The following is a 19957-nucleotide window of genomic DNA, read 5'->3' as shown; positions in this document are numbered from 1 at the left end:
CAACAATGCAGCGCGAACAATTTTACGGCGGGCGGAGACCTGTAACCCTCGACGATGCGATTGAATACCACATCGAAGAGATCTCATCGTTGGGCTATACGGTCGTCAATGACGTGTTGCCGGAGAGCGAGCTCGATGACTGGCGCAAGCGCATCGACGAAATATATGAACGTCAGGAAGTCGAGTGCGGAGGGCGAGAGGTGCTGCTCGCCATTGGAGATCAGGATCTCTGCCGCGCTCCTTTGCTCTACGATCAAGCGTTCCTGTCGCTCGCACGACAGGCGAAAGTGCTTGCCATCGTGAATCGCATTCTCGGCGACTGGTTTATCCTGAACCTGCAGAACGCGATCATTAATCGCCCCGACGAACGGCATCAGCAGAGTGCCTGGCATCGCGATCTGCCGTACCAAAGCTGGGTCGCTTCGCGCCCCTTGGCGATCGGCGCGCTGTTTGCGATCGATCCTTTCACTGAGACGACTGGTAGCACCGCGATTCTGCCTCATTCACATCGTCGCGAATTGATTCCCTCAGAGGCATATATCAATGCGCACGCGACGACAGTGACTGTGCCGCCTGGGTCCGTGGTGATGTTCGACGCGATGGTCTTTCATCGTGCCGGATATAACCGGTCGCAGCATATCCGGCGAGGAGTGAATCATCTGTACACCGTGCCGATCCTGAAGCAACAGTATGACTTTCCTCGCGCTTTGGGCGACGTCTTCCATGAAGATGCGGACTTGCGGCGTTTGCTCGGATATACCTCGGCGGTACCCGTCGACGCGTTGCAGTGGCGCAAATCGCGCCAGAATCGAAAGAAAGCGCAAAAGACCCAGCGTGACTAGCGGATCGACAACCGATGGCAAGAATCGAAATCAGTGTGGTGGTTCCGTCGTATGGCTGCATCGGCTGCCTCGAGGAGTTATGCGCGCGACTCGACAAGGTGTTGCGTGAACTCGTGTCGTCGCACGAGATCGTCATTGTGGATGACCGTAGTCCGGACAATTCATGGCCACTCGTACAATCGTTGTCTCAGCGCTATGGCACTGTGCGAGGCGTTCGTTTAAGCCGCAATTTCGGTCAGCAGCTGGCGATCACAGCGGGCCTCCAGGCATCGTGTGGCAACAGCGTGATCGTCATGGATTGCGATTTGCAAGACCCGCCTGAGCGGATTCCGGATTTGTTGTCCGAGTACAGGAAGGGCTACGACATGGTGCTTGCGCGGCGCGTCATACGTTCTCATTCGGCATTCCGGCGCGTCGCGGCAAAGGCTTACTTTGCTCTTGTGAGCCGGTTAACGGGTGTGGCGATCGACGGAAGTTATGGGACGTTCAGTATCCTCTCGCGCAAGGTGGTAAATGAATTTCTGCGGTTTAGCGAACGCGATCGACACTACGTTTTCATTCTGAGGTGGTTGGGATTCAATTCCGGCTCGATCGAGTACGTACATGAGGAGCGCCATTCAGGAGTTAGTTCGTACAATCTTGTTCGCTTGTTAAAGCACTCATTTTCGGGCGTGTTTTTTCACAACGCCGTGCTGCTGAACTGGATCATGTACACAGGACTTTTTCTCACCTGCACAAGCTTCGTGACGGGCGGTTTCCTGATATATCGGCATTTGGTTGCCGCGGCACTGCCGGGATGGACCAGCCTTGTCGTCGCAATCTTGCTTTCGACAGGTGTGATCCTGGCGAGTATCGGAACAGTCGGACTGTATGTCGCTCGGCTTTTCGAAATGGCCAAGGGACGCCCAATTTACATAATCGACTCCGAATGCGGATGTGAAACGAAAACTTCAAAGGTCAGTCATTCGTGAACGGTAAAGCGCGCACTTCCCAGTTCGGTTTTACGATCCGAAGAGGTCTCATCGGATTGACTCTTGTTTGTGCCACGGGAGCTGTGCTGAACAATGTGCTGTCCTATCGTTTGGTTCTGCAGCAGCGAGCGCATCAGGCCGAAGATTTGGCTGCATCGCTGGCAGCGGGTGGCGAACATGACGAAAATACAGACGCAGCCTTGCGGTACAATTTTTATTCATTGCTGAAAACGCTCGGAAAAGACCCGGCACTGCACCATGGTGACAGCGGTGTGTTCGTCGCTGACGCTGCGTTCTTCGATGGTGCCTATATCGACAAGCCGTCCGATACCGTGCTCGAGCGCTGCGCAATTCAGCCTTTTAGCATCCCAGCGCTGACGGGGATGCCGCTGGTATCGGCGCTGCGCATTCGCCAGAACGGTTGTAAGTATGATTCATATGCGTATCAATATTTGTCGGCGCATGAGCCAATCGATGCAACAATATTGTCTCGGCCTTGTGCGTTGGCACGCCTGCGTGGCATGCGCAATGTCGTGGTTATTAATCGCATCGACACGAGTTTTACTGCGTCGAGGTTAGATTGTGCAAACCACTGAGCGTCTGACGCCGACGTTGTCTGCCGTCGCGTGCAAACCGGGTAGCGGTTTTTTCGATGGGTACATCGCGTGTTCATGTGCGACAGCTGCTTTTGGCGTCGTGCTTCTCGGCTGCTACTCCGATGTGCAAACACGGATGGAGGCTACGCAAGCGGTATTCCATGCCATACAAGTGACACTGGCGACTGTGCTGGTTGTAATCACGGTAATGTTCGAGCTTGCCGAGCGGGTGCGAAACAGGATTGCGGCTCCGCTTTCACTTTCGGCCGTAGTGGGGTTGGCGGCAGTCGCTCCTGCGATGTTGCTCCTGGAATTGCATCCTCTCATCCCAAAGGCTGCCATTCTGCTGGTTAGCCTTCGCCTGGTGCGTTTGCTGGCGCAAGAGGCTAACTGGCGGCGAGCTCTTGCGCCGTTACTGAGTGGCGCGGTGATAGGGTATTGGACGTTTCTCCTTAGCTTTGTCGATGGCTACAAGACACCGTGGGTCAATGAAGCAACGATGTTCGGGCAGGTGCACGTTGACCTCCTGTTTCACTCTGCGATCGTCAATATGCTGCGCTTATACAGCGTTGGATCGATCGGCGTCGATGGCGCAATTCCGTTTCCCTACTATTTTGGCAGTCATCGGATTGTCGAGGCGCTATCCGGGATCCTCGATATTCAGCCATTAACGTTCTATTCTGTCGTTTTTCCGCTGCTGCTAGGTCCGCTGTTTCTGGCGATGTTTTTTTTCTTCGCGGTGTCGTTTCAGACGTTCCTTTTGAATCGCGAATATTTTAACCGTGACAGCCCAAGCCTACGCAGTGAGTTGTTCTGGCTGGTGTCGGCCATCGTGTTTATTGGCATATTTCCAGTCGAATTCCGACGCAACCTTGGACTATTCGACAATGTATTCCATAGCGAATCGTTCGGAATAGGGGTGCTCGTGGCCTACCTCCCAGGGGTGTTTTTCTTTGAGTACATCGGGCGCCGCTCGCACATGCGATTGAGTGTCGTGTGGATGATCCTGGGCGGAGTGTATCTTGCGGGTTTGTGCATGGTCAAATTCAGTGTCGCAAGTGTGCTGGCTGGCACGGCTGCATATCTGCTTTTGCGTCTCAAACTCGCATGGCGACACCGCCTGTTCGGATTCTTGACGATCACGATGCCGCTCGGCTATGGTCTTTGGATTACGCGCGGCAGCCCGTCGGGAGACTCTGGGCCGAGTGTAATGGAGATGATCAAACCGTTTGCGTTTCTGCGCGACCTCATTGAGCCACGCCTCTGGGTTGTATCGTTCGTTGCCTTCTTTGGGCCATTCATTTTGTTTGTATTGCTTCGCTTGATGCTTCCTAGAACTTCGACACGCAAAACTTGGCCTGCGCGATTCAGGGCTCTTGAGTTTCTCGACTTGGAGGTGCTGAGCGTCCTTCTTACGATATCCGTGATTCCGAGTCTTGTGATTTCGGTTCCTCAGGGGTCGACTAATTTTTTCTCGGAAGTTTCATATTGGTTCGTTCTTCCAATGTTGTCAGTGGTGCTTTCCGATAGGCTACGCAAATAACGCACCATGCACTGTGCACGCGCGCCGATGTCGTTTACTAGTCTGAGCTTCTAAATGCGTATCCTTCTAGCGGTTTTTCCCACGGTGTTACTCGTGGCGTATAGTCAGATCATTGTGAAGTGGCGTGTCGGCATCCTTAGCGCGACGATCGATGTTGAGCGTTCTGGGGTGCTTAAGTACATCGCCTATCTTTTAGACCCTTTTGTGATTTCGGCTTACGTGGCCGGGTTGCTTGGTTCATTTGTGTGGTTGTTCACCGTTTCGCGCCTTCCCCTCGCGTTGGCTTTTCCTGTGTACCAGGGATTGACCTTTCTTCTTGTGGTGATGGCAAGTGCGATGATGTTCAATGAGCCAATTACATCCTCAAAATTGATCGGAATTGCAATGATTTTAGGCGGCGTGATTGTGGGGACGAGAGGATGAACACAGCTGCACAATCGAAGATCGCTGACATTGCTGAAATGATCAGCGATCTTCGCAATCTTGTGAAGCAAGAGGCGCCCGATTTATTGAAGTTGTTCGACGAATACGCAGGTGAGATGCAATTTGGGCGCGCATTAATTGAAAGAAACTTGCGCACACTGAATTTCGGGGCGAAGATACTTGAGGTCGGTGCCGGATCTCTCCTGCTCAGCTGCAGGTTGCAACAGGAAGGTTTCGACGTAACTGCACTTGAGCCGATTGGTAGTGGCTTCTCTCACTTTTCACGGCTCCAATCGATTGTACTCCGTTACGCCAACAGCGGAGGCTTCGTGCCTACATTGCTGCGCAGTACCGGAGAGGGCCTTTCCATTCGCGAGGACTTCGATTTTGCATTTTCCATCAACGTAATGGAACACGTCGGCGATGTTTCAACGGTGCTACACCGTGTGCACGAGGCGCTCAAGCCGGGTGGTACCTACCGCTTTGTATGCCCAAACTATGCGTTTCCTTACGAACCGCATTTCAATATCCCGACGCTCATAAGCAAATCTCTGACGCGAAAATTGCTTTGGCGATGGATAGAGCACTCTGCCAACGTAGTAGATCCTGTCGGCACTTGGGCGTCGCTTAACTGGATTAGTGTGCGAAGTGTCACGGACATATGTCGAAGTAGGCTTTCGGTGACACCATACTTTGATCGCACGATCTTCGACATTTTCCTTAAGCGTGCGTCTTCCGACAGAAATTTTCAAGGTCGACGGGGTCCCGGCTTGTTGGCGTTTATCGCTGTGCTTGAACGAACTAAGCTGCTTTCGCTGATAAGACTGATTCCGGCCGCCGTGCTCCCGGTAATGGACTGCTCTATTGTTCGTGTATAGCATGATCAACGTAGCCAAGGTGTGACCCAAAATGAATGCACCACGTACTGAAATTCCTTTGATGGCCAGCGACGTAGATATGCAATCGCATGCAGACCATGACGCGTCCGGAGATGGCGCCCCGAAAGCTAGTATCCCGTTTAATCGCCCTTACATGACGGGACGAGAGTTGCACTACATGGCGCAAGCACACGGCGCTGGGCATCTGGCTGGGGACGGTGTATTCACACAGAGATGTCATCAATGGATGAGCGAGCGAACTAATGCCGCAAAGACCCTGCTCACGCATTCATGTACCGCCGCTCTGGAAATGGCGGCGCTATTACTTGAAATTGCTCCTGGCGATGAAATCATTATGCCGTCGTACACGTTCGTCTCGACGGCCAACGCATTCGTTCTTCGCGGCGGTGTGCCGGTCTTTGTGGACGTTCGGACAGATACGTTCAATCTGGATGAGGGTCTCGTCGAGGACGCGATTACGGAGCGAACAAAGGCGATTGTCCCGGTCCATTACGCCGGTGTCGGTTGCGAAATGGATACGCTGATGGCCATCGCCAAAAAGCATAGTCTTTATGTCGTCGAAGATGCCGCACAAGGCGTGATGGCAAGATACAAGGGCCGTGCGCTTGGCAGCATTGGGCAACTAGGGGCATATAGCTTCCACGAGACGAAGAATGTGATTTGCGGAGAAGGAGGTGCGCTGATCATCAATGATCCTGCGTTTGCAACGTCAGCAGAGATCATCAGGGAGAAGGGCACGGACCGGAGCCGCTTTTATAGAGGGGAAGTAGATAAGTACACGTGGCAATCGAGCGGCAGTTCATTTCTTCCAAGTGAGCTATCCGCAAGCTTTCTCTGGGCGCAATTGCTCGAAGCAGACTGGTTGACCTCGGAGCGGCTCGCTCTGTGGAATACCTATAACGTACTACTTGCACCACTTGAACGCCGAGGGTTGCTACGTCGTCCGGTTATCCCGGTGGAATGCGAGCACAACGCGCACATGTATCAAATTCTCGTAGCGGCGGATATCGATCGGCAGTCTGTGCTGCAGCGACTGAAAGAAGCGGGGGTCGGCGCAGTATTTCACTACGTTCCGCTGCACTCCTCGCCCGCTGGCCGATCCTTCGGCCGAGCACACGGGGACTTGCCTGTCACGATCGATATTTCGTCGCGGCTCATTCGACTTCCCATGTGGATTGGCTTAAGCGACTCTGAGCAGCAGTACGTAGTATCAACGCTGGAAAGGGCGCTGACGGGCAATGCCTAGTGTGCCCTTTAACGCGATCGAGCATTTCTAACGAATAGGTGGTGATCGATCCGGTCCCTATAGGATAAGATTTGGTGCGGATTACGCATCCTTTGCGACAAAGTATGCAAAGTCGTTGAGGTAATCGCCATCAAAAATGTGCCTCGCATTTTGGCTGGCTTTTGGAGGACTAGCTTTGCTTGTCGGTGCCTTCGGTAGCAAACAGCAGTCTTCGTCCTCAGGTCATCATACAAATCCGATTACTGCCGTGAAGCATGTCCTGTTTGCCGCCGTCATTGGGGGGTTCATCGACGCTCTCGCTGTACATGCCGGTGCGCTGATAAATTTGAGGGTCTTGAGCGTGCCGTTTGTTGGCGCGTTGTGCGTGACGGCTTGCGGCGAATGGATATTGTCGCGGATGCGCGTGACTTCGTTGGTTGCTTGGCTACCTGCCGCTTTCGTGACCGGGACGGCAGCGACTTCGATCGCCATATTTGCACTGACAATTATCGGTACATTGTCAGCGCAAACCGCGTTCATAGTGTGGAGCGCGGCAGTGGTGCTGGTGTGGTTGGTTTGGCCCCCGCGACCAATAGCCCAATCGGGCAACTGGCTCGATATCGGTGCAACAGTCGGCTTTGCGCTGTTGTGTGGTTACTTTAGCCGCGACGTCGCTGGGTTCTTGCCCACTGCGCCTTTGGGGCGGCATTGCCGGGCTGGTTGGATCTCTATCTACATGGCACCGTTATCGCTTCGTTCGGTGATCCTCTGGCGCTTACCCGCGGTGACATTTTTTTAGCGGACGCCCGTCGTCCTTTCTACCATTATGGGCCGTTCATGCTCCCGGCCGCATTGCTTCCGTCGACGGGGCTGCCCGGACTGGGTTTGGCGACCGCTGTTTTGCTCCCATTCGGGTTGCTGATTGCTGCACTTGGAACGTATGCATTTGCGGCCGAACTGGCTGGCGAAGGTGCCGCTCTGGTTGCGGTCCTCGCCATCGCGATTTTGCCGGACGCATCGCATTACGGGATGTACAACGGATTCTATGGATTCCATTGGCTGCTTGTTACCGCCCCGGTTCCGGGTACGCGCTCGGCGTCTCATTAGTGGGATGCGCGTGTCTCATGTACAGCTTGCGCAAGAACGACTCGTTGCCGTTATTCGCTGCGTTTCTTCTGCTTGCGCTGCTCTTTCTGATACGGGTTCACTTCTTCTTGCTGCTTTGTCCCGCAATGGTCGGCGTGGCAATCTTGGCCAAGACGCAAGGCCAGTCGCGTCGGCGCGTGTTATGGAGTGTGGTTTCGCTTACGGCGCTAGCGGTTGCCGTGCTGATTGCCTTGCCCGCAATCCGCGCTTTGTGGATCAGTCTCGTTGAGCCCGTTGTCGCTATTGATGCTATGTTACGAAACGGCCCCGAGCATCTTCGGCTGTTTTTCGAATCGCTGGCAACTCACTCCTATGGGCTCGCTCTGCTGGTTGGCATAAGCATGATGCTTGCTGCTGCGCTCGGCGGTTTTCTGATCGCATATCCAATTGTCGCGGCTTGGTGGTGTCAATCGAGGCGTGGTGAAGCGATCGACCTGTTGCCACTTTTATTGTGTGGCAGCTTCGCGCTGCTTTGGCTAATCGCTCCGATTCCCGCGGCAAGCGATGCTTCCGAGTACAAACAACGGCATTTCATCTTGCTCTACGTGTTGATCGGAGTCTGGGTCATTGCAAGGCTCGTCCAAATTGGCGGGAGCATCGAACTTAATACGGGAGGCAGGCGTTGGGGTGGTTGGATCGCTTTCGTGGGGGCGATCGCGGCGACAATGGTCCTCGGCAAAAACATCAATCCAGGTGAGCCAACGGTCGAGTATATGGATTGGGCGAATCATTTCTATAACCTGAAGATAACACCTGGACTAGCTCAAGTCGCCAGTTTCATACGCAATAACTCAAAGCCGGGAGACACCTTGGCGATGGCGGGCGATCCCGTCAAAGATCCATTGGCAGGTCCGCTCGTCGAACTCGTTAGTCTTTCCGACGTGCCCGCGTACCTGAGTCGCACAGATTTGCTGGCGCGCAAGGGCGGGGCATCCGCTACGTTGGCGAACATGCGCCTTCGGCAGATCGATCAAATTGTTCAGAGCGTGGACTGGACCTCTGCATGCGAAACCATGCGTCGAAGCGGCATTCGCTGGTATATCCGGAGCGATAGGTCACAGCGCCGCTGGGACGCTGGGAACGCGCAGGTCGCCTTTCAAAGCGGCGAATTCTCCGTCTACGATGCCGGTGCCTCGAGTACTCCTGGTGTATGCAAGTCGACGCCGAAATAGCATCATCTCGGGGTTGGCGCGACGTAGTCTTGGTCTGTGCCGATGAGGAACGTTTGATCCAAGTTTTCCCTGGGTGTGCTCAACGGTACGGGGCCAGCGTAAAGTGAGCATCACGAAAGCCAACACCCAGTCGAATTCCGTAGTTTCCGGGTCCCGCTTATAACGCACTGTTATTAAACGATAAAATGGATGTTGGGCTGGCGTTGCCCGGACCAAAGGTTCAGCGAACGAAGTATCCGGCACGAAGCATTGGGTCCCCGATTACGCCCGTACTGTCGAAGTTCATCCAACGTTGAACTGCGCACGTCTTCGGTATAAGGCCTTGCAGCAGATATAGTCATTTAACGTTGCACACGCGGTTCACTTTACCTTGAACTATTGGGAGTTCGGTCCATTTAACGCTGAACTTTCTGCCGAGTGGGTGCAGGTCAGTGCCGCACCCAATCGGACGCGGGGAGCATCAGCGCCACTGTGGGTGAACCCGAGCAGCTTGGTAGTGCCTTGAGATGAATTTGTCTGAGGGGAAAAGGTTTCCGATATAGAGCTTACAGTCAGAAAGGCTGGTTGCGGAGAGCGAAAGGATGGCGCGATCTTGTCGCATTCCGGGGGCGTGACCGAGGACTGTGATCTGTTCCGGGGGGTTTACCCTGAAGTGACGTTGATCACTAAGATTTACGAGTGATGCCGCCAAGATGACTCGGTGTCGTGCTCTACGCACGACACCAGAACGTTTTATTCTAAGTAATTGATTTTTATACGAAAAAACTCGGCATCCGGGACTCGGATGCGGGTTGCGAATCCAAACTTAAGTGAACAAAGTTCAAAGTTAGGCGAATCTCGACACGTACCTCTTCCTTCTTGAATTTGTAACTCCCCGTCCATATAATTAGCACTCACCGCACGAGAGTGCTAACAACTCCGCTGGTTGGCGGCGCCAGCCGGCATACCTCAGCGTTCTTCAGTCCCAATCAAGAGAGGATCTATCCATGAACCTTCGTCCTTTGCATGATCGCGTGATCGTCAAGCGTCTGGATCAGGAAACCAAGACCGCGTCGGGAATCGTGATCCCCGAAGCCGCAGCAGAAAAGCCGGATCAAGGCGAAATCCTGGCAGTCGGCCCGGGCAAGCGTGACGACAAGGGCGCCCTGATCGCGCTCGACGTCAAGGTCGGCGATCGCGTCCTGTTCGGCAAGTACGCAGGCCAGACCGTCAAGGTCGACGGCAACGAACTGCTCGTGATGCGCGAAGAAGACATCATGGCCGTTGTCAACAAGTAATCACTTGTCCCGGTTCATTCTCAAGAATTCAAGGAGTTAGAAGATGGCAGCTAAAGACGTCGTGTTCGGCGATTCCGCCCGTGCCAAGATGGTTGAAGGCGTGAACATTCTCGCCAACGCAGTGAAGGTCACGCTGGGTCCCAAGGGCCGTAACGTTGTTCTCGAACGCAGCTTCGGCGGCCCGACGGTCACGAAGGACGGTGTTTCCGTCGCGAAGGAAATCGAGCTGAAGGACAAGCTCCAGAACATGGGCGCGCAAATGGTCAAGGAAGTTGCTTCCAAGACCAGCGACAACGCCGGTGACGGTACGACGACGGCAACGGTTCTGGCCCAGTCGATCGTTCGCGAAGGCATGAAGTACGTCGCATCGGGCATGAACCCGATGGACCTGAAGCGCGGCATCGACAAGGCCGTCGCAGCAGCAATCGAAGAGCTGCGCAAGATCAGCAAGCCCTGCACGACCAACAAGGAAATCGCACAGGTCGGCGCGATCTCGGCGAACAGCGACACGTCGATCGGCGATCGCATCGCTGAAGCGATGGACAAGGTCGGCAAGGAAGGCGTCATCACGGTTGAAGACGGCAAGTCGCTGCAAGACGAGCTGGACGTTGTCGAAGGCATGCAATTCGACCGCGGCTACCTGTCGCCGTACTTCATCAACAACCCGGACAAGCAAGTCGCCGTTCTGGACAACCCGTTCGTGCTGCTGCACGACAAGAAGGTGTCGAACATCCGTGATCTGCTGCCGATTCTGGAGCAGGTCGCGAAGGCTGGCCGTCCGCTGCTGATCATCGCTGAAGACGTCGAAGGCGAAGCGCTGGCTACGCTGGTCGTCAACAACATCCGCGGCATCCTGAAGACGGTGGCTGTCAAGGCTCCGGGCTTCGGCGACCGTCGCAAGGCGATGCTGGAAGACATCGCTATCCTGACGGGTGGTCAGGTCATCGCTGAAGAAACCGGCCTGACGCTCGAAAAGGCAACGCTGAACGAACTCGGTCAAGCGAAGCGTATCGAAGTGGGCAAGGAAAACACGACGATCATCGACGGCGCTGGCGAAGCAGCAAGCATCGAAGCGCGCGTGAAGCAGGTTCGCACGCAAATCGAAGAAGCGACGTCGGACTACGACCGTGAAAAGCTGCAAGAACGCGTGGCCAAGCTGGCTGGCGGCGTTGCAGTGATCAAGGTTGGCGCAGCGACCGAAGTCGAAATGAAGGAAAAGAAGGCACGTGTCGAAGATGCACTGCACGCAACGCGCGCAGCTGTGGAAGAAGGCATCGTGGCTGGCGGCGGCGTCGCGCTGATCCGCGCACGCAGCGCAATCGGTAGCGTGAAGGGTGACAACCCTGACCAGGACGCAGGTATCAAGATCGTTCTGCGCGCAATGGAAGAGCCGCTGCGCCAGATCGTCACGAACGGCGGCGAAGAAGCCAGCGTCGTGGTGGCAGCAGTTGCAGCCGGTACGGGCAACTACGGCTACAACGCAGCAACGGGCGAGTACGGTGACCTGGTGGAAGCCGGTGTTGTCGATCCGACCAAGGTGACGCGTACGGCACTGCAAAACGCAGCTTCCGTTGCTGGCCTGCTGCTGACGACGGACGCAGCTGTCTGCGAACTGCCGAAGGAAGACGCACCGATGGGTGGCGGCATGCCCGGCGGTATGGGCGGCATGGGCATGGACATGTAATTTCCAGGTAACTGGAATGCATGTGGGAGGCGCGCCGCGAGGTGCGCTTCTCGTGCCAAAAAGAAAAACCCGCAGAGATGCGGGTTTTTTTATGGTGTGCCGAGCATGCCCAACAGCTTGGGGGTGAGAGTCCCCTGCCCAACCTGATGGTGGTGAAGGGCTAGTGAAACGCAAGGGCGTCGTCGTGAGGCGGGGTCTGAAGGAAGCGTGTAGCAAAGCCACGACCTGACGAACAGAAACCAGATACGAGGCCTACCCAGTCGGACGAGCGAGCCATTGATCGCGAAGTCCACGACCATCAAGGGCTGGGGTGGTAGATCTGGCAGGTGTGTGGTGAAGGCGGTTGGGCTTACCTCGGGAGGCCTGCGCGGCGTCCTGGAATCAGGACTGAGCGGCCCGCAAGGGCCGTTGACCACCGCGCAGGAGTCAGCAGAAGGCATAGTAGGGCGGTGGTTATGCCTGAAGGCCTGAACGGAAAGGAGCGGCGAGTAAGCCGGAGAACTCGACATGGGAGCGCAGCAGAAAACGCATCGCGTCCTCGGCAGCGGAGGCAGGGGTGAAGCCCCGAGGGCCGCAGATCGAGGGGCTGAACCTGTGGCGGCGAACCCCGAGCCTGAAAGCCCGTCGGCTTGTGACCGACTGATGGAAGAAGTCTGCGAAAGGGAGAACCTGAAGCAGGCGTTGAAGCGTGTGAAAGCGAACAAGGGTGCACCGGGCGTGGACGGCATGACGGTTCAGGCATTACCGGCGTACCTGCGGGAGCATTGGCCGACGATAGGGGCCTCACTGCTCGAGGGAACCTACCAACCACAACCTGTGAGACGGGTCGAGATACCCAAGCCGGATGGAGGGGGCGTGCGCAAGCTCGGTATTCCGACGGCGATCTCATGATGCACCTCTCACAGTTGAATGTTGGACTGCTAGGGTTGCAGATGTCCTGAATTGCGGATCCAGTTCTGAAGCTGATGCTCTTTCGCGGCGTCCAGGGTGATCCACCACGCTCCCCGGCCGTCGATCTTGCGTGCTTCGACGACACGGCGGTCGATCCAGTAATAGACGACGTACGTGCTCACCTGCAATCGACTGGCGAGTTGCTGCACGGTGAATTCGTCAGGACGCGTCAGGCAGGCCGGCGCAATCCCATACCTGAAGCGGATCCATTTGATCATCGCGAGCGTAAAGGGTTTGCCGTAAGGACTGCGGAGCCCCGCCTGATTGAAGCGTGCGACGATTTGCGGATCGGACATACTTCGCGCTGCCTGGCGGACCTGCTCGACGGTCTCCGCCGGATAGCGTATCGCTTCGGGACGTGGCTTGGGCAGATTGACGGTGATGTCGGTGCAGACGCCGCCTTGCCAACGCACATGCAAGACGAACTGCCGTTGCCCGGACAATTTCTCTACGGTGATGTCGCGGATGAGCAGTCGCAGCATCCGCTTGCGCTCCTTCGAAGCGGTCGTTGGTGCGCCCCACAGGCGCGGCAGATCACAGGCCAGCGCAAGGATCTGGGCCCTCCGCTCCGCCGTGACAACGCGTGCTTTCTGGCTCTGGAATTGAGTGGCTTCCGTCCTGATCGACTCGACGCGAAGCAACGCGTCGTTCCAGCGCCGCTCGAGGGTGCCCGCAACCAGACGGTTGGCAGGATCGCATTCCTGATAGCGTCGTTCGGCAAGCGCGGCCTCGTATTCGGCTCGCTCGATGCGCATGTGCCACTGACGCATGATGGCCTGATCACGTTGCTCAAGTTCCTTCAGCGCCGTCAGGGCGAGTTCGAGCTCGGCCGGGCGTAGCGCATTGATCACCGCGTCGCTGATCGCGGCGTCGAGCAGGTTGCTGCGCACGCTCATGCAGTCCCGGGTTGCCAGACCTTCACGGCGCCGCCAGTTGCACACATAGACCGGATAAATGCCGCCGTTCCCCTGGTAGCGTACCGTGACTGCCCGGCCGCAGCAGCCGCACACCAGCAGGCCCTGAAGCAACGCGAGTCCTTCACGAGCTGCACCGTTCAGCAAGTTTCCTTCACCGTTAGTGCGATTGCGTGCCAGGCGCTCCTGATTCTGCTCGAATTCATCCGGGGTAATGTATCCCTCGTGATGTTCCGGCAGATGAACGCGCCATTGTGCCTTTGGTACCGCCTTCATGTGCGTGCGCACATCCCCTTGGGGCGTAATGTGCTTGCGATACTGGTAGCGTCCAAAGACATAGACGCCCGCGTAAGACGGGTTCTTGATCAGCCCTCGCACGCGTTCATGACTGAGTTGCCCCCAGATGATCTGGCCTGCCCAGGCTCCGCCGTACGCGCGCCTGGGAAACCGCAGACCATCTTCGGCAAAGCGCTTGACGACGCCGTACGCGCTACCGGTTTCACGAAACAGACGAAACGCCAGCTGAACGGCGCCGCGCACCTCGTCGTCGGGATCAAGGACGATGCGCCCTTGATCGTCGTAACACAGGCCGACAGGGAGAGGAAACCGCAATTCTCCCTTCTGCGCCTTGTTGAGCTTGCCTCCCTGGAGGCGCCCGCGCAAGAAATGTAGCTCCGCCTGTGCCATCGTTCCCTTGAGGCCCAGCAACAGCCCGTCGTTGAAGTCGCCAGGGTCGTAACAGCCGTCGGCGTCGATAACCAACGTATGAGTGAGCGCGCACAACTCCAGCAGCCGGTGCCAGTCCAGATTCGAGCGTGCCAGGCGTGACACCTCCAAGGCAAACACCGCGCCCACCTGTCCCATCGAGACATCCGCTACGAGCGTCTTGAAGTCCTCGCGCCCCGCCATCTGTGCGCCCGACTGACCGAGGTCCCGGTCCAGCGTGCGGATCGCGGTCTTTGGCCAGCCCAGTGCCAGCGCCTTGTCCTTCAACGCATACTGGCGCTCGGTACTCTCGTGATGGTGGCGTACCTGAGCCAGCGTCGACTGGCGGATATAGATGTACGCCGGTTTGCTGTGATGCTGTTGCGTGATCTTGGGGTTCATCGGCGGTCTCCTCGATCGGCGCCGGGTCGAACCCGGCGACAAGCCAGGCCTCGAGCATGTTGGCGATGAGCACGCCGGCAAGATGCGGATCGATGGAGATGGTGAGCGGCAGAGGCTGGCTCACCGGGTCTCCTTAGAGTGCCTCGCGGCGACGTAACAGTTCGCGGTTGATCTCGCAGATCTCTTCGATGATCTCGCGCACCCGGTGAAAACTCGCCAGGCGCTCGACGACGTCGGCGTGATCGGCCTGTGGCACGTAATCCATTTGCGGACGACGACCTGGGAAGCTCACGGAGAGGTAGTACTTGGGGCCATGACCTGGGCCATCCGCGCACTTGCAGCCGGGTTTGCCACAGCGCTTGTAGCGTTCGATGAGAGAGCCCCTGAGCAGCGAGTCCAGAGCCGGCATTTGCCGCAGTAATTCGGCGCGTCGTTTGCGGAGGGTGGACGACGGAATATCTTCCATTGTCAGACCACATAATTAACTGGTCTGATAGTAGGTCACGAATGTTCATTGATCAAGCTCCCTTGATCGGCGAGTTCGTAGAAGTTGACGCGGTGATCTGCTCGATCAGGGCAACCAGATCCAGCAGCATGCCGGGATCGAAGTAGCATGCCGGGGCCTGCGGATCGGCAACCGGCGAGCCCCAATCGGTCCATTCGCGGGGAATGCTGAAACTACCGCGCTTTGCGTGACCCACGATCAGCGTTTCGATACCCGAGACGCGTCGCCTCTTCAGCACCGGAAAGCGTTGGCCCTTAAGCGGATGAAATGGATGACAGATCTCCGCCCAACCCAAATGCTCGTTGAGCGCTTGTGCAGTTCGCGCTGACCGTCCCCTCTGCGCTCGACAGGCTCGTCCAGCAGGCGGTGTTGCAGGTGCTGCAAAGGCAGTGGGACCCGACGTTCTCGGACTCCAGTTATGGCTTCCGTCCGGGACGCTCGGCGCATCAGGCCGTGGCGCGTGCGCAGGGCTACATCCAGGCTGGACATGGCTGGGTGGTAGACCTGGATCTGGCGCAATTCTTTGACCGCGTGAACCACGATATCCTGATGTCCCGGGTGGCCAGCCGGATTAGCGACAAGCGTTTGCTGAAGCTGATCCGCGCCTTCCTGACGGCGGGTGTGCTGGAGAACGGGCTGGTTGGTGCAACGGATGAGGGCACGCCCCAGGGCGGTCCGCTGTCACCGTTATTATCCAATCTGATGCTCGACGATCTTGACAAGCTGCTTGAGCAACGCGGACTGCGGTTCGTGAGGTACGCCGACGATTGCAACGTCTACGTATGCAGCGAACGTGCCGGCCAGCGGGTGATGGCAGGGCTGAAGGCCTTCCTCACCGGCAGGTTGAAGCTGAAGGTCAATGAAGCGAAGAGCGCGGTCGCGCGGCCTCGCACGCGGAAGTTTCTGGGATTCACGTTCTCGGGCGGAGACAGGGCCAAAAGGCGCATTGCGCCCAAGGCACTGGCCCGCTTCAAGGAGCGCATCCGGGAACTGACTCAACGCAAACGAGGGATCAGCATTGAGCAGTTGATGGAGCGGCTAAAACGCTACCTCACCGGGTGGCGTGGCTACTTCGGCTTCTGCGAGACGCCAAGTACATTACAGCGACTTGATGAGTGGGTGCGCCGACGAGTTCGCTGCATCTTCTGGCAACAGTGGGGCAACAGCCGCAACCGGTTCCGGGAGTTGACGGGTCGCGGAATTGACCGGGAACTGGCCGCCCAAACGGTCGGTTCTCCTCACGCTGCATGGCGCCTGAGTCATAGTCCGGCCCTGCAACGTGCACTCACCAACCGCTATCTTGGCTCCCTCGGACTTCCATCGTTGCGACTATAGCCGGTCAACCGGTCCGAGCCGCCGTGTACGGACCCGTACGCACGGTGGCGTGGGAGGGGTCGGGCCGCGAGGCTTGCCCCTATCCCGATCGCGTCAGATTGATCGCGCCGAACTCCTATGTCTAATCATCAGACGTATTGGGAGCGCAACCGGTGGCACTGGCGCCCTCCGGCTTTGCTCCGCTCAATGGCGCGCCTCGCCCGGCGACGCGTCCGACCCGCCGCCCAGCGGCACCTCATCATCACTGCTTCTCGCCCAGAAAAAGCGATCCGGAAGATAAGCCCCCATTCCCGGCCGAAACGCGGCCTGCATCGCCTGGAACAGATACTCCTGCGCTTCGCGGACCGCCTCGGCCGGTTCCTGGCCGTTAGCCAGCAGCGCGGCAATCGCGGCGCCGAGCGTATCGGTGATGCCCATGATCCGCTGCTGCCCACGGTCCCACATGTCCTGCCGCAACTGGCCGTCTTCGCTGAAGAGCGTGTTGACGAGCCGATGCGTGCCCGTTTCCGTCGACAGGATGTATTCGCAACCTTGCGACAGCAGATGTGAGATCGCGGCGTCGAGGCTCGGCGCTTCGGCATCGCCGTCCGGCTGCGCGAGCGCGAGCAGGGCAGTCGTGTCCGCGACGAGCAGCGTGGTTTGCGGCGCGAGCAGATCGGCGATGGCTTCGCGCAGTTCGTCGGCGGCGAGCACATGCTCGTCGTCGAGTGTGAAGTCAGGCGCGAGGATGAGCGGGATGTCGTCGTAGTCGGCGACCACTTCGGCGATCGCGCTGACCACTTCCGCGCGCGTGGCGGCGCCGACCTTGAAGGCGGCGATGGGCATGTCCTCGAGCAGCATCCTCGCCTGGGTCGCGACGACTTCGGGGTCGAGCCCGGTCACTTCGTCGCAGCTCGCCGAGTCGCGCACCGTGTAGCCGGTCAGCACGGACACGCCGTGGCAACCCATGCTGGCAAGCGTCATCAGGTCGGCTTGCAATCCGGCGCCGCCCGTCGGGTCGGACAGGCCGAAGGTGAGAACGATCGGAGGGGTGTTGCTGGCCATGAAATTTTTGTGGTCGATGAGCGAAATGTTCGAGGGCTACAACCGGCGCGCAACGCGCCCGGGAGGCCCACACAGACGGCTCAATTATGCGGCCTTATACGCGTGCGAGGCATTTTTTCGCATCTGCCGGCGGGTCCGGTCACACATAACGCCGCAAAGTGTCGCGGACGACCGCTCGGGCCCCGCATCCGCTAGGCATCGGGGCGGCAACACGGTACCATCATGGCTCCCGTTTCCCCGGACTTTTCGACGCGACTCAAGAATGGAATATAAGAGCTGGATGTGCCTGATCTGCGGCTGGATTTACGACGAAGAAGCCGGTCTGCCAGAGGAAGGAATCGCGCCGGGCACGCGCTGGGAAGATGTTCCCATCAATTGGACCTGTCCCGAGTGCGGCGCGCGCAAGGAAGACTTCGAGATGGTGCAGATCTGATCGATCCACCTTGCCGGTGGCGGGCGATCCTTGCCCGCCACGCAAGGTCGATCGATTCGAAATGAATCGATTGCGCGCCCGATGGAACATCGGCGCGCACGCGCTGTCGCAAGGTAACCTGTCACAGCGCTTTGCCTCAGATTTGTCACGGTGGTCTGGCAGGTGCTGTTTCGTGCGCACGGCGCTTTTAGCATCGCGATGTTGCGAACTTGAGCGGTGCCGTCTGCGCCATGTCGTAAGCTGAGAAAGCGGCACCGTTTCGGGGCTATGCGGTCGGTGGCCCGGCAATTGCACTACTTTCGCCATAGCGGCAGTTCCGGTGGCGCAGTATCGATGCCGCCTGACACGCTGGCGTTCCTGCAGCCTGCTCATGACCCTTCGATCCGCATCGCCCGATACGCTCGACGCTTTACCGAATCCCCGCGGCGGCGCCGTCCGCCCCGCGGAACAGGCCATTGCCGACGCGCTCGATGCCTTCGAGCAGCGGCGCGACATGACTGCGCAACTGCTGATTGCCGGGCGTGCGTTACGCGACGCAGGCTGGCTCGCCGCACACCGTTTCACCGATGCATTGCTGCTCGTCTCGCCGATGGCTGCAAGCGGTCTTGCCGAAGAGGCGGCTGCGCGCGCTACGTTCGGCGCGGCGATGCGCGCGTTTCGTGCGGCGCTCGAACGGCGCAATCTACGCGAGCTTGGCTGCTCGGGCTCGCTTTTCGCGCATTACCGCGCGCTCAGCACGCATATCGCGCAGCACACGCCCGGCTACAGCATCACGTTCGAAGATATCGCGCTCGCCGGCCGGCCCGTTCCGCCCGTTTCGCTGCGTTCGCAATCGGCTGCGCGCCTGGCGCACCTGCGGGCGCGCTACGAGCAGGCGCTGCTGCCCGTGCTGCGCTCGAAGGGCCATGTCAGCACGAGCGCGGTAGCGGGCGCAGTCAATGCGGCGCTAGATGATCTCGACGCATGTCTCGTCGATCTATCCGGTCCCGACCCCTACGATTTCTGGCGTCTCGCATTGGCGTGTTCGCGCGCGTTGCGCGCGACTGGCCGTTCCGTCGAAGACCTCGACACGCGGCGCTTCTATGCGCGTTGCAACATGGCGCTCGCCGATGAAGAGCGCGGCATTCCGCTTGCGCCGCGCTCGCTCGTGCGCGCGACGCTCGCACTGTTGTGGCGCGACTATGCGCTATTCGGCGCAGCCGCCGAAGATACCGAGCACGTCGAACTGCTGCGCGACTACGGCCTGACGGTCGACTGGCACATCGCGGGCACGCAGGCATCGGAAGCGCTGTGGGAAGCGGGTGCGCACCAGGCGGAGACGCTGGCGGCGCATGTCGCGATGACGCGCGAACTCGGCGTGCTGACGGTCAATGCCAACGCGTACGAAGACTTTTTGCAAACCGCCGACGCCGCGATCGCAGCGCTCACCGACTACGCGCGTGCCGCCGACAATCCGCAGAAAGCCGACCCCAGCGCCGCGCTGCAGGCGGGCGATGCGGCCTATCGTCTGGGGGCTGCCGCGTCGGCGCTCGGGCTTGGGCAGATCGCGCTGCTCGCCGATGCATTGGGCCTTGCGTGGCGCCGCCGCGCGCATGCCGGCGTGTCGACTCCCGCCGTGCGCGCGCATATCGTGGTCGAAGCGCCCGACGCGCGTTCGCTCGAAGCCTCCGCCGAGGCGTTGCGCGCGATGCTGCACAAGGTTGCAGCGGGCGTCGCGCCGCCATCTGCAACGAACGTTCTGGCCGCGCTCACGCGCGCAATCGAAAAGGGCGGCGGTGCATAGCGAACCGTCTGGATGGACGAGGCGGCGCAAGACCTTGGCGCTATGCCATTAGCTGCGCGATAGCGCACGCTCGTCGTTCCCGGCAAGGCCGGAGCGCGTGATAGAGT

At 58.4% G+C, this 19957-nt stretch carries 18 protein-coding genes and 1 pseudogene; 15 read left to right on the top strand and 4 right to left on the bottom strand.

Annotated features, from left to right (window positions below; genetic code table 11):
- Nucleotides 1-5: 5 nt before the first annotated feature.
- The 12 genes and pseudogenes from H1204_RS13395 to H1204_RS13340 form a co-directional block, all read left to right on the top strand.
- The gene (locus H1204_RS13395) at nt 6-842 is read left to right on the top strand and encodes a phytanoyl-CoA dioxygenase family protein (RefSeq protein WP_180728686.1); all 837 of its coding nucleotides are present in this window, start codon (nt 6-8) and stop codon (nt 840-842) included.
- Nucleotides 843-856: 14 nt separating this feature from the next.
- Complete coding sequence (locus tag H1204_RS13390) at nt 857-1813, top strand: glycosyltransferase family 2 protein (protein ID WP_180728685.1); 957 nt, start codon at nt 857-859, stop codon at nt 1811-1813.
- Nucleotides 1810-2409 (top strand): hypothetical protein, encoded by a 600-nt coding sequence (locus H1204_RS13385; protein ID WP_180728684.1) that lies wholly within the window; start codon nt 1810-1812, stop codon nt 2407-2409. The genes H1204_RS13390 and H1204_RS13385 overlap by 4 nt, the downstream gene beginning before the upstream one ends.
- Nucleotides 2396-3952, top strand: coding sequence for a hypothetical protein (locus H1204_RS13380; RefSeq protein ID WP_180728683.1), 1557 nt, complete (start codon nt 2396-2398; stop codon nt 3950-3952). Before H1204_RS13385 ends, H1204_RS13380 begins: the two co-directional genes overlap by 14 nt.
- A 54-nt stretch (nt 3953-4006) precedes the next feature.
- Nucleotides 4007-4375 carry an SMR family transporter gene (locus H1204_RS13375; protein ID WP_180728682.1) on the top strand — a complete coding sequence of 123 codons (369 nt, stop codon included), beginning with the start codon at nt 4007-4009 and terminating at the stop codon, nt 4373-4375.
- Entirely contained in the window at nt 4372-5253 is an 882-nt protein-coding gene (locus H1204_RS13370; RefSeq protein WP_180728681.1) for a methyltransferase domain-containing protein, read from the top strand. Before H1204_RS13375 ends, H1204_RS13370 begins: the two co-directional genes overlap by 4 nt.
- Nucleotides 5254-5332: 79 nt before the next feature.
- On the top strand, nt 5333-6520 hold the full coding sequence (gene rffA, locus H1204_RS13365) for a dTDP-4-amino-4,6-dideoxygalactose transaminase (RefSeq protein WP_180730959.1): 1188 nt from the start codon (nt 5333-5335) through the stop codon (nt 6518-6520).
- 247 nt (nt 6521-6767) lie between these two features.
- On the top strand, nt 6768-7298 hold the full coding sequence (locus tag H1204_RS13360) for a hypothetical protein (RefSeq protein ID WP_180728680.1): 531 nt from the start codon (nt 6768-6770) through the stop codon (nt 7296-7298).
- A 325-nt stretch (nt 7299-7623) separates the two neighbouring features.
- A complete protein-coding gene (locus H1204_RS13355; protein ID WP_180728679.1) occupies nt 7624-8817 on the top strand; it encodes a hypothetical protein in 1194 nt (397 codons plus the stop codon).
- Nucleotides 8818-9803: 986 nt separating this feature from the next.
- Nucleotides 9804-10094: a co-chaperone GroES gene (locus tag H1204_RS13350; RefSeq protein ID WP_007589096.1), complete on the top strand. Its 291-nt coding sequence runs from the start codon at nt 9804-9806 to the stop codon at nt 10092-10094.
- A 43-nt stretch (nt 10095-10137) separates the two neighbouring features.
- Nucleotides 10138-11778 carry a chaperonin GroEL gene (groL, locus tag H1204_RS13345; RefSeq protein WP_180728678.1) on the top strand — a complete coding sequence of 547 codons (1641 nt, stop codon included), beginning with the start codon at nt 10138-10140 and terminating at the stop codon, nt 11776-11778.
- Between the two features lie 507 nt (nt 11779-12285).
- Nucleotides 12286-12663, top strand: a pseudogene (locus tag H1204_RS13340) (group II intron reverse transcriptase/maturase); the annotation flags it as partial.
- A 35-nt stretch (nt 12664-12698) separates the two neighbouring features.
- Here the strand turns inward: H1204_RS13340 and H1204_RS13335 are convergent.
- From H1204_RS13335 to H1204_RS13325, 3 genes are all read right to left on the bottom strand, one after another.
- Entirely contained in the window at nt 12699-14750 is a 2052-nt protein-coding gene (locus H1204_RS13335) for a recombinase family protein (protein WP_180728677.1), read from the bottom strand.
- A 133-nt stretch (nt 14751-14883) separates the two neighbouring features.
- Nucleotides 14884-15216 (bottom strand): DUF6788 family protein, encoded by a 333-nt coding sequence (locus tag H1204_RS13330; protein WP_180728676.1) that lies wholly within the window; start codon nt 15214-15216, stop codon nt 14884-14886.
- A 52-nt stretch (nt 15217-15268) separates the two neighbouring features.
- Entirely contained in the window at nt 15269-15550 is a 282-nt protein-coding gene (locus H1204_RS13325) for a Y4bD/Y4pK family protein (protein ID WP_180728675.1), read from the bottom strand.
- Nucleotides 15551-15567: 17 nt separating this feature from the next.
- Between H1204_RS13325 and ltrA the strand changes: the two genes are divergently transcribed.
- Nucleotides 15568-16590 carry a group II intron reverse transcriptase/maturase gene (ltrA, locus tag H1204_RS13320; protein ID WP_243468497.1) on the top strand — a complete coding sequence of 341 codons (1023 nt, stop codon included), beginning with the start codon at nt 15568-15570 and terminating at the stop codon, nt 16588-16590.
- A 183-nt stretch (nt 16591-16773) separates the two neighbouring features.
- Here the strand turns inward: ltrA and H1204_RS13315 are convergent, their stop codons facing one another.
- On the bottom strand, nt 16774-17634 hold the full coding sequence (locus H1204_RS13315) for a hydroxymethylpyrimidine/phosphomethylpyrimidine kinase (protein WP_007589089.1): 861 nt from the start codon (nt 17632-17634) through the stop codon (nt 16774-16776).
- Nucleotides 17635-17896: 262 nt separating this feature from the next.
- Here H1204_RS13315 and H1204_RS13310 point away from each other — a divergent pair, with 262 nt between their 5' ends.
- Nucleotides 17897-18067: a rubredoxin gene (locus H1204_RS13310; RefSeq protein WP_004186709.1), complete on the top strand. Its 171-nt coding sequence runs from the start codon at nt 17897-17899 to the stop codon at nt 18065-18067.
- A gap of 370 nt (nt 18068-18437) precedes the next feature.
- Nucleotides 18438-19850: a hypothetical protein gene (locus H1204_RS13305; protein ID WP_180728674.1), complete on the top strand. Its 1413-nt coding sequence runs from the start codon at nt 18438-18440 to the stop codon at nt 19848-19850.
- Nucleotides 19851-19957 lie beyond the last annotated feature (107 nt).

The organism is Paraburkholderia sp. PGU19 (assembly GCF_013426915.1).
Lineage (GTDB): Bacteria > Pseudomonadota > Gammaproteobacteria > Burkholderiales > Burkholderiaceae > Paraburkholderia.
This window is presented reverse-complemented; position numbering and strand designations above follow the sequence as displayed.